The 14,092-nt window shown below is 70.3% G+C and carries 14 protein-coding genes; 6 read left to right on the top strand and 8 right to left on the bottom strand.

Annotated features, from left to right (window positions below):
* The first annotated feature begins 71 nt into the window (after positions 1–71).
* The gene (locus IL992_RS30375) at positions 72–251 is read left to right on the top strand and encodes a ribbon-helix-helix domain-containing protein (protein WP_193206764.1); all 180 of its coding nucleotides are present in this window, start codon (positions 72–74) and stop codon (positions 249–251) included.
* A gap of 131 nt (positions 252–382) precedes the next feature.
* On the opposite strand, the gene IL992_RS30370 is transcribed toward IL992_RS30375, so the two are convergent.
* A complete protein-coding gene (locus tag IL992_RS30370; protein WP_193206763.1) occupies positions 383–1,036 on the bottom strand; it encodes a TetR/AcrR family transcriptional regulator in 654 nt (217 codons plus the stop codon).
* A 115-nt stretch (positions 1,037–1,151) separates the two neighbouring features.
* Between IL992_RS30370 and IL992_RS30365 the strand changes: the two genes are divergently transcribed.
* Positions 1,152–2,597 carry an MFS transporter gene (locus IL992_RS30365; RefSeq protein WP_193206762.1) on the top strand — a complete coding sequence of 482 codons (1,446 nt, stop codon included), beginning with the start codon at positions 1,152–1,154 and terminating at the stop codon, positions 2,595–2,597.
* A gap of 131 nt (positions 2,598–2,728) precedes the next feature.
* Here IL992_RS30365 and IL992_RS30360 read toward each other — a convergent pair whose 3' ends face one another.
* Positions 2,729–3,094 carry a MerR family transcriptional regulator gene (locus IL992_RS30360; RefSeq protein ID WP_193206761.1) on the bottom strand — a complete coding sequence of 122 codons (366 nt, stop codon included), beginning with the start codon at positions 3,092–3,094 and terminating at the stop codon, positions 2,729–2,731.
* Between the two features lie 57 nt (positions 3,095–3,151).
* Here IL992_RS30360 and IL992_RS30355 point away from each other — a divergent pair, with 57 nt between their 5' ends.
* Positions 3,152–4,033, top strand: coding sequence for a polysaccharide deacetylase family protein (locus IL992_RS30355; RefSeq protein ID WP_193206760.1), 882 nt, complete (start codon positions 3,152–3,154; stop codon positions 4,031–4,033).
* Between the two features lie 63 nt (positions 4,034–4,096).
* Here the strand turns inward: IL992_RS30355 and IL992_RS30350 are convergent, their stop codons facing one another.
* The 6 genes from IL992_RS30350 to IL992_RS30325 form a co-directional block, all read right to left on the bottom strand.
* On the bottom strand, positions 4,097–4,453 hold the full coding sequence (locus IL992_RS30350; protein WP_193206759.1) for a hypothetical protein: 357 nt from the start codon (positions 4,451–4,453) through the stop codon (positions 4,097–4,099).
* A 24-nt stretch (positions 4,454–4,477) separates the two neighbouring features.
* Positions 4,478–5,158: a uracil-DNA glycosylase gene (locus IL992_RS30345; protein WP_030510529.1), complete on the bottom strand. Its 681-nt coding sequence runs from the start codon at positions 5,156–5,158 to the stop codon at positions 4,478–4,480.
* A 183-nt stretch (positions 5,159–5,341) separates the two neighbouring features.
* A complete protein-coding gene (locus tag IL992_RS30340) occupies positions 5,342–6,229 on the bottom strand; it encodes a carbohydrate ABC transporter permease (protein WP_193206758.1) in 888 nt (295 codons plus the stop codon).
* Positions 6,226–7,776, bottom strand: a complete 1,551-nt coding sequence (locus tag IL992_RS30335) for an ABC transporter permease (protein ID WP_404804797.1) — start codon at positions 7,774–7,776, stop codon at positions 6,226–6,228. Before IL992_RS30335 ends, IL992_RS30340 begins: the two co-directional genes overlap by 4 nt.
* 13 nt (positions 7,777–7,789) lie before the next feature.
* Complete coding sequence (locus tag IL992_RS30330) at positions 7,790–9,115, bottom strand: ABC transporter substrate-binding protein (RefSeq protein WP_079317107.1); 1,326 nt, start codon at positions 9,113–9,115, stop codon at positions 7,790–7,792.
* Between the two features lie 2 nt (positions 9,116–9,117).
* Complete coding sequence (locus tag IL992_RS30325; protein WP_193206757.1) at positions 9,118–10,380, bottom strand: ABC transporter substrate-binding protein; 1,263 nt, start codon at positions 10,378–10,380, stop codon at positions 9,118–9,120.
* A 135-nt stretch (positions 10,381–10,515) separates the two neighbouring features.
* Here IL992_RS30325 and IL992_RS30320 point away from each other — a divergent pair, with 135 nt between their 5' ends.
* The 3 genes from IL992_RS30320 to IL992_RS30310 are packed head-to-tail and all read left to right on the top strand — an operon-like array spanning position 10,516 to position 14,082.
* Positions 10,516–11,022 (top strand): PadR family transcriptional regulator, encoded by a 507-nt coding sequence (locus tag IL992_RS30320; RefSeq protein WP_079317111.1) that lies wholly within the window; start codon positions 10,516–10,518, stop codon positions 11,020–11,022.
* Positions 11,019–11,768, top strand: coding sequence for an ABC transporter ATP-binding protein (locus IL992_RS30315; RefSeq protein WP_193206756.1), 750 nt, complete (start codon positions 11,019–11,021; stop codon positions 11,766–11,768). Before IL992_RS30320 ends, IL992_RS30315 begins: the two co-directional genes overlap by 4 nt.
* A 40-nt stretch (positions 11,769–11,808) precedes the next feature.
* On the top strand, positions 11,809–14,082 hold the full coding sequence (locus IL992_RS30310) for an FtsX-like permease family protein (RefSeq protein WP_226874036.1): 2,274 nt from the start codon (positions 11,809–11,811) through the stop codon (positions 14,080–14,082).
* Positions 14,083–14,092 lie beyond the last annotated feature (10 nt).

Raw genomic sequence — 14,092 nt, 5'->3', positions numbered from 1 at the left:
ACCCGACGAGAAGGAGCACACCCGATGCTCGGCCGACTGAGGGCATGATGCTAGCATGCTAGTCTGCTAGTATGGGCAACCCGGAAGTCAAGCAGTTCAACGTCTACCTGCCGGTGGACCTCATCCGGCAGGTCAAGCACCACGCCATCGAGAACGAGCTGTCGCTCTCAGCCCTGGTGGCCGAGGCGTTGCGCGCGTATCTCACCGCTCCCGAGAAGGAATCTCGAAGGGAAAGCGGGCATGACGGCTGACGGCATCGAAGGCGGCCGAGTTCTCGCAGGCTCTGGACTACGACGTCGAGCTCACGACCGAGGACGGCTTGGGCGGGAACGGAGTCGTCCGGTGAGCTCCGCACTCCAGAGGTCGCGGGCAGCGGGGTTCGTCAGGTGTCGTCACAGTGCCGGTGCGACTTCGGCGTAGCGCGACTGATCGCGAGAAGTTCGTCGAAGTCGACCGCGACGCCTTGCAGGAGTACGTCGACGACGTGGGCGGCGAGCTCGACGGGGAACCGGGACTCGCCGAACATATTGCCCTGGAACACCACGGACGCCAGCATGTCGACGACGAGGTCGGCATCGAGGCCGGGCCGTAGATGCCCGCGGTCGATCGCGCGCGCCACCGTCGCGGCCACCGCGTCGCGGGCAGGCTGGATGAGCGTCGACGTCAGGTGCTGCCGAAGCCCGGGATCGGCCGAGCAGTCGGCCATCAGGGGGGCGAGCACGCCCGGCGGCACCCGCCGCAGCAACGCGTCGGCCAGCGACTCGAGACTGACGATGAGATCACACCTGGTGCAGCCGGTGTCCGGCACCGGCGGCGTGACCAGCACGGTGACCAGCGCGCGGATGATGAGCTGCTGCCGCTTCGGCCAGCGTCGCAGTATGGACGGTTTGGTCGTGCCGGCCCTGGTGGCGACCGCTTCCAGGCTGAAGCCCGAATAGCCGCTCTCCCTCAACACCTCGAGGGTCGCCTCGAGGACGGCCCGGTCGATCGCCGGATCCCTGGGCCGACCGGTTGCAGGGCGCTCGCGCGATGCCATGCCGGAAAGCATACGGGCGCGTGACTTGTGGTTTCAGTCCCCTGGAGATCCATGGGCTACTTACGATACGATTCGTAAAGTAACGGAACTATCCCTGAGGATGGGCAAGCTTCCGATGACGGAAATCCGAGAAGACGCGCAATCCCCTGTCGCCTGCGACCCCGGCAGCTGGACGACGCTGCTGAGACCACCGCACCTCGCGGTGACGACCGTGCTCGCGGGCGGCACCGCCCTGCACGCGATCAACATCTACCTGGTCACCGCGATGCTGCCGTCGGTAGTGGCAGACGTCGGCGGTCTCCGCTTCTACGCATGGAACACGACGTTGTTCATGTTCGCCTCCGTGGTGATGTCCGCGTTGGTGCCGAAGTGCCTCGCCTCGCTCGGTCCGCGCAACTCCTACCGGCTCGCGTTTGCCGCCTTCGCCCTCGGCACGTTCGCGTGCGCGGCGGCTCCCGACATGGCCGTGCTGCTCGTCGGCCGCACCGTGCAAGGCGTCGGCGGCGGGCTGCTGGTCGGCCTGTCCTACGCCATGATCAGCGCGACGCTGCCTGCTCCGCTGTGGACTCGTGCGGCCGGGATCCTGTCCGCGATGTGGGGCGTCGGCACGCTCGTCGGCCCCGCGCTCGGCGGCGCCTTCGCCCAGTGGGGGCAGTGGCGGATCGCCTTCCTGCTCCTCGTGCCCTTCGCCATCGCGGTGGCCCTGCTGCTTCGGTCGACGATGCCGGGCGCCCGGGCGGGCAACGAAACAGCGCCGGTGGCGTACGGGAACCTCGCGCTCGTCGCCGCCGCGGTGCTGGCTGTGAGCGTGACGAGCCTGTCCCGCCAGGCTTTGGTCAACTTCGGCGGACTCGTCGCCGCCGCGCTGCTGCTCGGGCTGTTCATTCACCGCGAGCGGACCCGGTCGCGGCGGCTGCTGCCCCCGACGGCCTTCACGCCCAGTTCGCCGCTGAGACCGTTGTACGCGACGCTCACGGTGTTGGTCGTCGCCAGCACCACCGAGATCTTCGTGCCGTTCTACGGCCAGGAGTTGGGTGGCGCCGCCCCCCTGGCGGCGGGTTTCCTCGGGGCGGCGATCGCGGCGGGCTGGACGGTGGGCTCGATGGCCAGCGCCGCGTGGACGGACAAGGCGCGGCTGCTCGTCGGTATCGGACCGGTGGTCAGCGCCGTCGGACTGACCGGCATGGCGGTGATGTCGTGGCCGTCGGCCTCGCTCGTGACGGTCCTCCTTTGGGCGGTGCTGCTGTTCGTCGCGGGCAGCGGAGTAGGCATCGCTTGGCCGCACATGAGCGCGGCCGCCATGACCGTCGGTGAGACCCCGCAGGAGAAGAACACCGCCGCCTCGTCCATCACGACCGTCCAGCTGGTGGCCACGTCGCTGGGCGCGGCTCTGGCCGGAACGGTCACCAATCTGACCGGAGTCGGCGGAAACGCGACCCAGATCGGTCATTCCGCACAGTGGTTGTACGGAACGTTCGCCGTCATCGTCCTCTGTGGAGTGTTGTTCGCGCACCGCGTCATTGGGGAACGCAGCAGGAAGCACACGGAAGCCGAGTCATGACGAGACGGGTTGCGGCGAGGCCTGAGGGTCTAGGTGTATTGACCCGCAGGGTTGTTAACGCGGGTCAATACACCTAGGGCACCCACCCGCGGCCCCAGCCGCGCTCGCCTACGTCGCCTGCCGGCGGTCGCCTACCCGCGGTCCTGTGACGCCGCGTTGATCACCTCGTCGAGGACGCCACGCGAGTTGACCAGCTCCGTGATCATGCGGTCGATGCGGTCCCGCTCCGCGACCAGGTCGGCGACCAGCCGAGGGGTGGCGATCGCGGAGGGGCCGCCGTCGGCGTCGCGCATGCAGGGCAGCAGCTGTGCGATCTTCTTGCTGTGCAGGCCCGCCGCGAACAGCTCCTGGATCCGGATGACGCGATCGACCGCCTGCTCGGGATACTCCCGCTGGCCACCGGGCGTACGGTCGGCTTTCAGCAGCCCCTGCTGCTCGTAGTAGCGCAGCGACCGCTCGCTCACCCCGGTGCGCCGCGCCAGCTCGCCGATGCGCATCACGTCACCCCCTGCGGGCTTGAACTTGACATCGATGTTAGCTTCTACCGTCGGGGCATGGAGAACACGCTCTTCGACTACAGCCCGATCACCGAACGCCCGGCGATCAGCTGGCCCGGCGGCGCCAGGGTCGCCGTCTACATCGGCCTCAACGTCGAGCACTTCCTGGTCGACCGCCCGTCCACCAGCATCTGGGCCGGTACGGCCGACCTCGTCCCCGACGCCCTCAACTACGGCTGGCGCGATTACGGGGCCAGGGTCGGCATCTGGCGCGTCGCCGACATCCTGGACCGGCACGGCATCAGGGCCAGCGTCCTGCTCAACTCCGCCGCCGCCGAGCACTACCCACAGATCATCAAGGCCGGCCTCGACCGCGACTGGGCCTGGCTCCTGCACGGCCGGACCAACTCGATCCTGCACGCCGGCATGTCACTGGAGGAGGAACGCCGCCTCCTCACGGAGATGACCGGCACCGTCGCCGAGGCCACCGGCCGGCGGCCGCGCGGCTGGATGGGCCCCGGCCTGACCGAGACCTTCAACACACCGGCCCTGCTCGCCGAGCTGGGATTCGGCTACGTGCTGGACTGGACCAACGACGACCAGCCCTACCCGTTGAACGTCCCCGGGATGATCAGCGTCCCTTACTCGGTCGAGCTCAACGACCTGCTCCTGTTCGACAGGGGTGTCACGGGGCCGGAGTTCGTCCAGATCGTCAGGGACCAGTACGAGCAGCTGCACGCCGACGCCGCACACAGCGGCAGGGTCATGGCGCTGGCCCTGCACCCCTTCGTCATCGGCCAGGCGTTCCGGGCCAGGTATCTCGATCAGGCACTGGCCTTCCTCGCCGCGCAGCCCGACGTCTGGCTCACCACCAGCGACGAGATCGCGGCGCACTACCAGCGCACGATTCACCAGCGCACGGGCGGCCGGCCCGCGTAAGGGCTCGGCGAGAGCGCGCCGGTCCGGCCGGCGGCCGGCCGGGCGCCCTTTCGTGGACCGGCCTCAGTGGATGTGGCCCGGCTCGTCGTGGTCGTGATCGTGGTCGTGGTCGTCCTCGTCCTCCAGGACGCCCTCCGACGGCTCCACGCCGAGCATCGCCTCCCGCGGCTCGACCTCGGCGACGTGCTCGACCAGGCCGAGCACGTGGTCGGGCTCGATCAGCCACTGCAGGGCCGCCGCGCCCGTCTCGTCGGAGTTGACCAGCTCGATCTGCTCCTGCCGCTCGGCGTCGTCCAATTCGGCCTGGGGGTCGCGGATCTCGGCGAGCGCCGCCGCCTGCAGCGCGTCGACATCGAGGACCTCGACCACCAGGTCGACGGTGAGCCGCAGGTAGCGACCGGTGTCCGTTCCATCGCTCATGGTGGTGATCCTATCGGCAAGCCGTCACGGCAGTTTCCACTCGACCGGCGCCCCGCCCTGCTGCTCCAGCAGGGCGTTGGCCCGGCTGAACGGACGGGAGCCGAAGAACCCGCTGCGCGCCGACAGCGGGCTGGGGTGGGCCGACTCGATGCACGGCACGTCCCCCAGCATGGGCCGCAGGTTGCGGGCGTCGCGGCCCCACAGGATCGCCACCAGCGGCCCGCCCCGCTCGACCAGCGCCTTGATGGCCTGCTCGGTCACCTCTTCCCAGCCCTTGCCCCGGTGGGAGGCGGGCTTGCCCGGCATCACCGTCAGCACCCTGTTGAGCAGGAGCACGCCCTGCTCGGTCCACGGGGTGAGGTCGCCGTTCGAGGGCGGCGTGGGGTGGCCGAGGTCGGCCATGTACTCCTTGAAGATGTTGACCAGGCTGCCCGGAAGCGGCCGTACGTCGGGGGCCACGGAGAAGCTCAGCCCGACCGGGTGTCCGGGGGTGGGGTAGGGATCCTGGCCGACGATCAGCACCCGGACCTCGCTCAGCGGCTGCTGGAACGCGCGGAGGACGTTGTCCCCCGCCGGGAGGTACTGGCGGCCTTCCGCGATCTCCTGCCGGAGGAAGTCGCCCATGGCGGCGATCCGCCCGGCCACGGGTGCGAGGGCCTCGGCCCACCCGGCTTCCACGAGTTCGTGCAACGGACGTCCTGACATGTCCGCGCACTCTATCGGCTTTTCGGTCCCCGTACGGCCCGGCGGCGGAAAGATCGGATGCCCGCTTACCCCCGTGAAGCGGGCATCCGACGCCCTTCCGGCACGGCTCGCCACACACGGGACATTTCCCGCGTCGACCACGGTGATGCCGGAGGCCCCGGACGATCCGGGGCCTCCGGCCGCTCACTTGACCGAGCCCGCGAGCATGCCCTGCACGAAATACCGCTGGAAGGCGAAGAACAGCACCAGCGGGATGATGAGCGACAGGAACGCGCCCGGCGCGAGGATGTCCACGTTGGTGCCGAACTGCCGCATCTGGGATTGCAGTGCCTTCGTCATCGGCTGGTTCTCGGTGTCGGCGAACACCAGCGCGACGAGCAGGTCGTTCCACACCCACAGGAACTGGAAGATGCCGAGCGACGCGATCGCGGGCTTGGCCAGCGGGAACACCACGGTGGCGAAGATCCGCCACTCCGGTGCGCCGTCCATCCGCGCCGCCTCGAGCAGCTCACGCGGAATGCCCACGAAGAAGTTGCGCAGCAGGAAGATGGCGAACGGCAGGCCGAACGCCACGTGGAACAGCACGACCCCGAGAATCGAGCCGAAGATCCCGAGGAATCCGTACAGCTTGGCGATGGGGATCAGCGCGATCTGCACCGGGACGACCAGCAGGGCGATGACCACGAGGAACACCATGTCCCTGCCGGGGAACTCGATCCAGGCGAACGCGTACGCCGCCATGGCCGCGATGCCGATCACCAGCAGCGTCGCCGGCACCGTGATGAGGACGGTGTTCCAGAACGACGAGCCGAAGCCCGACGCGAGCAGGTTCGAGTAGTTGTCGAACGTGAGCTGCGCGGGTTTGGTGAACAGCGTCCACCAGCCGGAGGAGTTGTTGTCGGTCTCGCCGCGCAGCGAGACGACGAGCAGCCCGAGAGTCGGGATCAGCCAGAAGAGCGCGACCAGGATCATGAAGACCTGGACCAGGCCGCCGCCGAGGCGGTCGACGGCCCGCGTGAACAGGCCGCGCTCGATCGGCTGCGCGTGCCGGGGTTCGGCCAGGGTCGTCATCCCTCGTCCCTCCTGAACCGGCGGATGTTGAAGATCATGAACGGCACCACCAGCACGAGCAGGAAGATCGACAACGCGCTGCCCATGCCCTGGTTGCCGCCGCCGCCGAACGACACGCGCCACATCTCCAGCGCGATCACGTTGGCCTGCGGCTGCACCGAGCCGGGGGCGATGATGAACACCAGGTCGAAGACCTTGAGCACGTTGATGATCATGGTGACGAAGACGACGAGCAGCACCGGCGACAGCAGCGGCACGGTGATCCGGCGGAACACCTGCCACTCGGTCGCGCCGTCGATCCTGGCCGCCTCCAGGGCGTCCCGGGGGATCGCCGACAACCCGGCCGCGATCAGCACCATCGCGAACCCGGCCCACACCCAGATGTACGCGCCGATGATCGCGGGGGTGATCAGCGACGGCCCCAGCCAGGTGAGCCCGTTGAAGGGCGCCGTGAAGTTCGACTGCGGCAGTCGTACGACGTAGGAGCCGGCCGGAAGACCGGAGAAGCGGAACGTGCCGTCGGCGGCCGTCTCGGTCGTCGCCTTCACCGCGCCGCCGGAGACCGCCTCGACGGTGACGCCGCCCAGGCCCTTCTCCTGCGGGTCGATCTGGTTCAGCGTGCCGCCGCCGCCGCGGACGACGTCGAGCCAGACCGTGCCGCTCAGGCCGTCGCCCGCGGGGGCGGCCTTCGCGGGCGCGGCGTCCTTCACCACGTCCTGGCTCAGGCCGACGAGCGGGATCAGCACCGGCGTGCCCGCCTGCACCTGCTGCTTCGTCACCACCGCGCCGCCCTGCACGACCGCGGGCGCCTGGTCGTTCTCCCGTGGCCGTGCGCCGGGGTAGCCCGCGCTGGAGGAGAAGGCGTCGTGGACGGTCGTGATGATGGCGTTGGCCACGCCCTTGTCCGGGTCCTGCTCGTACACGAGGCGGAAGATGACCCCGGCGGCGAGCAGGGAGACGGCCATCGGCATGAACAGCACCAGCTTGAAGGCCGTGGACCAGCGGATGCGCTCGGTGAGCACCGCGAAGATCAGGCCGAGTGCGGTGACGATGATCGGGGCCACCACGACCCAGATGATGTTGTTCCTGATCGTGGTGAGCGTCGAGGAGTCGGTGAAGATCGAGAGGTAGTTGCCCAGTCCCACGAAGCGATCGCCGGCCGCGTCGTACAGGCTGCGCCAGATCGAGTAGACGATCGGATAGATCACCCACGCGGCGAGCAGCAGCAGCGCCGGCAGCAGGAACATCACCGCCAGTCTCGGCGGCGGGCCGAGACGCACGGGCGCCTTCGCCGCGCCGGCTGTGGCGACCGCGCCGGGCGGGGCCGCCGTCGCGTACCCCGCCGCCGCCGGGCCCGCCGGCGGCTCCTCGGAAGCGGTCAGGGAGTCCGAGGCGGCCGGGGTGTCGGCGTCGGAGCCGGAGGGGGCCGCTCCCGGCTGGGGGGAGTCGGAGGAAGGATCTGCGGGAGGTTCGCTCGGGCCGGAGGAGGCCCCGGCGGCGGATTCTCCGCCGCCGGCGGCCTGCGGGCCGTCCAACCGTTCGGTCACGGCCGTCCTTCCTTTACTTCTTGAAGGCCTTGGCGGCGTCCGCCTCGAGCTTCTCCTGCGTGCCCTTCACGTCGGAGGGGTCGCGGAGGAAGTCCTGCAGGTCCTTCCACTCGCCCTTGCCGTCGGTGCCGCCGAAGGCGCTGGGCGCGAGGTCGGACATGTCGTACCGCACCGACTCACCGGCCGAGATGATCGTCTGGGCGAGCTGCTTGGTCAGGTCGTCGGGGTAGTTGTCGGGCGAGACGTTGCGGTTGGGGGACAGGTAGCCGGGCTGCTTGGCCCAGACCTCGCCGCCCTCCTTGGACGCCAGGTACTCCACCAGCGCCTGCGCGCCCTTGTTGTCCTTCATCACCACCGCGACGTCGCCGCCGAGGATGACCGGAGCGGTGTCGCCCGCCTTCGGGAACGGCATGATCTTGGCTTCCTCGCCGACCTTGGCGCCCGACTGGCCCAGGGACGCGGCGACGAAGTCGGCCTCGATGACCATCGCGGCCTTCTTCTGGGCGTACACCTGGGTCACGCAGGTCGGGAAGTCGGTCTGCAGCGCGCCGGACGAGCCGCCGAGCATGAACTCCTTCTTGCCGAAGATCTGCGCCAGCTTCTCCAGGGCGGTCTTGACCGAGGCGTCGGTCCACGGGATCTCGTGCTTGGAGAGCTTGTCGTAGTTCTCCGGGCCCGCCGTGGAGAGGTAGACGTTCTCGAACAGGTCGGTCAGCGTCCAGCCGGAGGCGGCGCACAGCGCGAACGGCGCGACGCCGGAGTCGGACAGCGTCTGTGCGTTCTTGATCAGGTCGTCCCAGGTGGACGCGGGCTGGGCGCCGGCGTCGTCGTAGGCCGACTGGCGGTACCAGACGAGGGACTTGTGCGCCGCCTTGACGAGCACGCCGTACACCTGGCCCTTGGCGGAGCCGAGCTCCTTCCAGTACGGGGTGTAGTTCTGGTCGATCTGCGCCTGCACCTCGGCGGACAGCGGCTTGAGCGCGTTCTCGTCGGCGTACTGCTGCACGAGGCCCGGCTGGGGCAGGATCGCGACGTCCGGAGGGTTGCCGCCCTGGATGCGGGGGCCGAGGTAGGCGCCGGTGTCCTCACCGGTGGAGGCGTAGGTGACCTTGGCGCCGGTCTTCTCCTCGAACGCCTTGAGCACCTTCTCGAAGTTGGCCTGCTCGTCGCCGGTCCACTTCGCGGCGACCTCGACCTTCACACCCTCCAGGGGCTTGGCGGCGCCGCCGGCGGCCGAGGCGCTGCCCGAGGCCGCGGGCGTGCTGCCGGAGTCGCTGCCGCACGCGGCGGCGGCGGCGAGAGCGAGGCACGCGACCATGACGGGGGGGAGTTTCCGCATATCTATCCTCCGAACTGGATGACCTCGCCGAGTCCCTGTTTCAGGTCGGCGACGGTCTCGTCTACGGGTTTGGCAACAGTGAGCGCGCCGGAAACGGCGCTGGAGATCAGCAGGCTGACCTGGTTGTAGTCGGCGGTGACCGGCCTGGGCCGGGCCGAGACGATCGCCTCCTTGAGCGCGGGCAGGTAGGGGAACCGCTCGATGAGCTCCGGGTCGTCGTACAGGTCCGCCCACACCGGGGGGAACGAGCCCTCGGTGAGCACGAGCCGCTCGTTGTCCCTGCCGGTGAAGTAGCGGATGAAGTCGAGTGCCGACTTCTGCCGCTTGGAGAAGGCGCTGATGGCCAGGTTGTAGCCGCCCAGCGAGCTGGACCCCGGCCCGTTCAGGCCGGGCAGCCGGGCCACCGAGAACTTCCCGGCCAGTTTCGAGTGGGCGGCCGGTCCGTACGCGTGCGGCCAGTTGCGGGCGAACAGCAGCCGCCCCTCCTGGAAGGCGAGCCGGGACTCCTCCTCCTTGTACGTCAGCGCCTCGCGGGGGATCCACCCCTCCTTGACGCCGCCGACCAGGAAGTCGAGCGCGGCCCGCGCGCTGCCGAGGTCCATCGTGACCGTGCGGGCGTCCGGGCCGAGGATCGACCCGCCCGCCGACTGGACGGCCTCGGCGAAGTTGACGGTCAGTCCCTCGTACGGCAGGAACTGCCCGGCATATCCTCCGATGTGATACTTGGCGCTCAGGCGGGAGGCCTGCTCGCGTAGCTCCGCCCAGGTCTTGGGCGGCTTCAGGTGCTCCTTCTTCAGGATGTCCGACCGGTAGTAGAGCAGGCCGGCGTTGCTGGTGTACGGCGCGGCCCACAGCCTGTCGCGGTAGATGGCGGTGTCCGCGACGCCCTTGAGCAGCTTGTCCAGGGGGAACAGGCTGCGGTCGAGCGGCACGATCCAGCCGGCGTCCGCGAACTCCGCCGTCCATATCACGTCGAGCGCGAGCACGTCGTAGACCGCGTTGTGCGCCTGCAGGTTGGCCACCATCTGGGCGCGCTGCTCGTCGGCCGCCTCGGGCAGTTCGAGCAGCGACACCGGCTCGTCCGGGTGCGCCTGGTTCCACCGGTCGAGCAGTGGGCGGAGGTACGCGGTGGTGTCCCTGCCGATCGCCAGTGTGATCGGCCCGGTGCCGTCGCTGCCCACAGCGGACTCGGTGCCGGTGTCGGCGAGCCCCGCGCACCCGGCCACCAGGAAGGTGGCCAGAACGGCGACGGCTCGGCGAACCATGTGGCCTCCGTATGAAAAGCGGGTTACATACGTGTTAGGTAGGTGCATGCATGTTATGCATAGCGATAATGTGAGCGTCAACGGATCAGCCCGTAACGCTCCGATAACTGCTCGATACGGCTTGGGGGTGGGCGCGTGCGGCAGTCGCTGCTGGCGCTCCTTGCGAAGGAACCTGCCCACGGATACGAGCTGAAACAGGCGTTGGAAACGATCTTCGGCGACGCCTACCCGTCACCCAACATCGGCCAGATCTACGTGACCCTGGGCCGGCTGGAGAAGGACGGGTACGTCCGGTCGGTCGACGTCGAGCAGGCCAACCGGCCGAACAAGAAGGTCTACTACATCACCGCCACCGGCCGGGAGGCGCTGGAGACCTGGGTCGAGGAGCCCACCGAGGGCCCCCGGGTGCGTGACGAGTTCTTCATGAAGCTCGTGCTGGCTCCGATGACCGGGCTGTCCGACCGCATGGCCTTGGTGAACCGGCAGCGACGGCACTACCTTGCGCTCATGAGAGACCTCCGCGAGCTGGCCGAGCGCACCGACCCGGCCAACCGCGTCGCGCTGCTGCTCATCGAGGGGGCCATGCTCCACCTGCAGGCCGACCTCGACTGGCTCGAACGCTGCCAGGAGGACCTGCCATGACCGCCGACGTTCCCGTCGTACGGGCCGTCAACCTGGTGAAGATCTACCAGACCGGCGGGCTGCCCGTGCCCGCCGTACGCGGGGTCGACCTGACCGTCGAGGCGGGGGAGTTCGTCGCCGTCATGGGCCCGTCCGGGTCGGGCAAGTCCACCCTCGTCCACATGCTCGGCGGGCTGGACACACGCACCAGCGGGGAGATCTGGCTGGACGGCAGGCGGGCCGACACGCTCTCGGAGAGCGGGTGGGCGGTGCTCCGCCGAGAGAAGATCGGCTTCGTCTTCCAGTTCTTCAACCTGGTCGCCAACATGACCGTGGCCGACAACGTCGAGCTTCCCGCCCTGCTGGGCGGCGTCTCCCCCCGGCAGGCCAGGGAACGGCGCGAGTACCTTCTCAGCGAGCTCGGCCTGGCCGACCGCGCGGAGGCGTCGCCCGCGCAGCTCAGTGGCGGCGAGCAGCAGCGGGTCGCGCTGGCCCGCGCGCTCGCGAACCAGCCCCGGCTGCTGCTCGCCGACGAGCCGACCGGCAACCTCGACAGCCGCAACACCCGCGACGTGCTGCGCCTGCTCGGCAAGGTGCACGGGCAGGGCCAGACGATCGTGCTGGTCACCCACGATGCCCGGGTGGCGAGCATGGCCGACCGCGTCGTCAGCCTGCTCGACGGCCAGATCGTCGACGACGGCGCGATCCCGAAGTCGCGCCGGCGCCCCTTGGGAGCGGCCGGAGACGTCGTGGAGCTGCGCGGTTGAGATCGTCCGGCGACGCACGGGACCGGCACGAGGGGGCGGCTTGATCACGACGAGGACCGCGGAGCTGCGGTGGATCCGCGCGGACCTGCGGGCACGCCGGGGCCAGGCCGCGCTGACGGTCCTCGCGGTGGCGGGGATCGTCACCGCCCTGATCATCGCGGCCACGCTGCTGGAGGACGGCACCAACCCCTGGCGCGGCCTGTTCGAGCGCAGCAACAGCGCGCACATCTGGATCCACAGCAAGGACGTCCCCGACGTGTCCGCGCTGCGCCGCCTGAACGGCGTGACCGACGTCGCCGGGCCCTACCGCAGCGCGCCCGCCACGCTGGTCACCCGAGGCCGGCGGGTGCCGATCACCCTGCAGGAGACGCCTGCGGCCTTCCCCGCCGTGGCCCGCCCGCTCCTGCGCGAGGGCCGCTGGCTCGACGTGCGCACCCCGAACGGCGTGGTCGTCGAACGGTCGTTCGCCCGCGCCCTCGGCCTGCGGCCGGGCAGTTCGTTCACCGTCACCGGACTGAACGGCGCGACCCACGCGCTGACCGTCGCCGGGCTGGCGGAAAGCGGTGACCAGGGGTTCTATCCGGAGTGGACCCCGGGCCTGGCCTGGACGCTCGCGCAGACGCTGAACGTGGTCGAGCCCGCGCCCGGCCGCACGGAGACCGTGACCGGACTGCGTCTGGCCGACCCCGCCGGCACCGACCTCGTCGTCCAGAGGGCCGTCTTCACGCTGCGCAACCAGGTGCAGCGGGTGACGACCTGGCGCGAGGTGCGGGCCTCGATGGAGCTGGACAACCGGCTGCTCGGCCTGCTGCTCGCGCTGTTCGGCGGCGCGGGCCTGATCGCCGCCGCGCTGGCGCTCGCCAACGCCGCCGGAGGCCGGGTGCTGATGCAGTTGCGCGATATCGCCACGCTCAAGTCGCTCGGGTTCACCCGGGGCCAGGTGGTCCGGATGCTCCTCGCCGAGCACGGCACGCTCGGGTTGCTCGGCATCGCCATCGGCGCGGTCGTCGCCCGGCTGATCACGGCGTACGCGATGGGGGAGACGGTCGTCGTGCCGCTGTCGGCCGGCCCGCTCGCCGCGATCATCGTGGGGACGTCGCTGGCGGTGCTGGTCGCCGTGCTGGTCCCGGCCTGGCGCGGCGGGCGCACCCCGCCGATCCCGGCCGCCCCGGCGGCGCCGCCGCGCGGGCACCTGTCGCGACTGGCCCGGGTCGCCCTGCTCGTACGGCTGCCGCCCGCGCTCGTCCTCGGCGCCAGGGACGCCTTCACCCGCAGGATGCCCGCCGCGCTCACGGTGTGCGGCGTCGCCATCCCGATGATGATGATCACGATCGGGCTCGGCTGCTGGACGACCCTGGACGACTTCATCCGCCATCCGGAGAGCGTGGGCCAGGCCGCGGCCCTGACCGTCCGGCCTGGCGAGCTGACCGCCGAGGAGGCGCGCCAGCACGCGATGGCCGATCAGGACGTGGTCGCGGCCTACCCGGGCGCCGAACTCGACGCGCTCGTCCCCTGGCAGACGAGGACCGTGCGGACCAGGGCCCTCGGCCTGTCCTCCGACCCGTACCCCTTCCCGGTCGTCGAGGGCCGGATGTTCGCCGACCAGGGCGAGGCGGTCGCCGGGCAGGGCCTGCTCGACCTCCTCGGCGTACGGATCGGCGACCGGGTCCGCATGACGATCGGGGGCACCCCGCTGATCGTGCGCATCGTGGGCCGGGTGGTGGAGCCCGAGCAGGACGGCGAGGTGCTGTCGTTCGGGGTGGACAGCCTGGCGGCCAAGGACGCGCTGCCGCCCCAGTTCTACGCTCTGGTGCTGCGGCCCGGCGCCGACCCGGCCCAGGTGCGCGCCCGCCTGCAGGGGCAGGGGCTGGAGGTGGCCCAGGCCGTGAACCCGGCCGACCGGCTCGCGGTCATCCGCGTGATCATCGTCGCGCTGGTCGCCGTGCTGGCCCTGATCGGGCTGGCCAGCCTGCTGACGGCCAGCGCGCTCGGGCTGCGCGACCACGTCTTCGACCTGGCCGTGCTCAAGGCGATGGGGCTGACCCCTCGCCAGGTGATGGCCACGCTGGTCACCGCCACCGGCCTGCCCGCCGCGGTGGGGGTCGTGCTGGGGGCCGCGGCGGGGGCGTCCTGGTCGCGCTGGCTGATCGACTTGGAGGGCCGCGGCAGCGGCGTCGGCGCCGGCATCGGCCGCGCACCGACGCCCGGCATGCTCGCCGCGACCCTCCTGATCGCGGTCGGCGCGGCGTTGCTAGTGGCGCTGATCCCCGCCAGGCGGGCGGCGCGGGCGCAGGTGCCCGTCACCGCCCGCTGAGGCGCGCGGC

Source organism: Microbispora sitophila (assembly GCF_014892245.1).
GTDB classification, from domain to species: domain Bacteria; phylum Actinomycetota; class Actinomycetes; order Streptosporangiales; family Streptosporangiaceae; genus Microbispora; species Microbispora siamensis.
The sequence above is the reverse complement of the archived record's forward strand: the minus strand, read 5'-3'. Positions and strand labels throughout refer to the sequence as shown.

Coding starts and splice junctions, on each gene's coding strand:
- IL992_RS30370 (WP_193206763.1), bottom strand. CDS start 1,036: ATGGCATCGCGCGAGCGCCCTGCAACCGGTCGGCCCAGGGATCCGGCG.
- IL992_RS30365 (WP_193206762.1), top strand. CDS start 1,152: ATGACGGAAATCCGAGAAGACGCGCAATCCCCTGTCGCCTGCGACCCC.
- IL992_RS30375 (WP_193206764.1), top strand. CDS start 72: ATGGGCAACCCGGAAGTCAAGCAGTTCAACGTCTACCTGCCGGTGGAC.
- IL992_RS30350 (WP_193206759.1), bottom strand. CDS start 4,453: ATGAGCGATGGAACGGACACCGGTCGCTACCTGCGGCTCACCGTCGAC.
- IL992_RS30315 (WP_193206756.1), top strand. CDS start 11,019: ATGACCGCCGACGTTCCCGTCGTACGGGCCGTCAACCTGGTGAAGATC.
- IL992_RS30355 (WP_193206760.1), top strand. CDS start 3,152: ATGGAGAACACGCTCTTCGACTACAGCCCGATCACCGAACGCCCGGCG.
- IL992_RS30330 (WP_079317107.1), bottom strand. CDS start 9,115: ATGCGGAAACTCCCCCCCGTCATGGTCGCGTGCCTCGCTCTCGCCGCC.
- IL992_RS30325 (WP_193206757.1), bottom strand. CDS start 10,380: ATGGTTCGCCGAGCCGTCGCCGTTCTGGCCACCTTCCTGGTGGCCGGG.
- IL992_RS30340 (WP_193206758.1), bottom strand. CDS start 6,229: ATGACGACCCTGGCCGAACCCCGGCACGCGCAGCCGATCGAGCGCGGC.
- IL992_RS30345 (WP_030510529.1), bottom strand. CDS start 5,158: ATGTCAGGACGTCCGTTGCACGAACTCGTGGAAGCCGGGTGGGCCGAG.
- IL992_RS30360 (WP_193206761.1), bottom strand. CDS start 3,094: ATGCGCATCGGCGAGCTGGCGCGGCGCACCGGGGTGAGCGAGCGGTCG.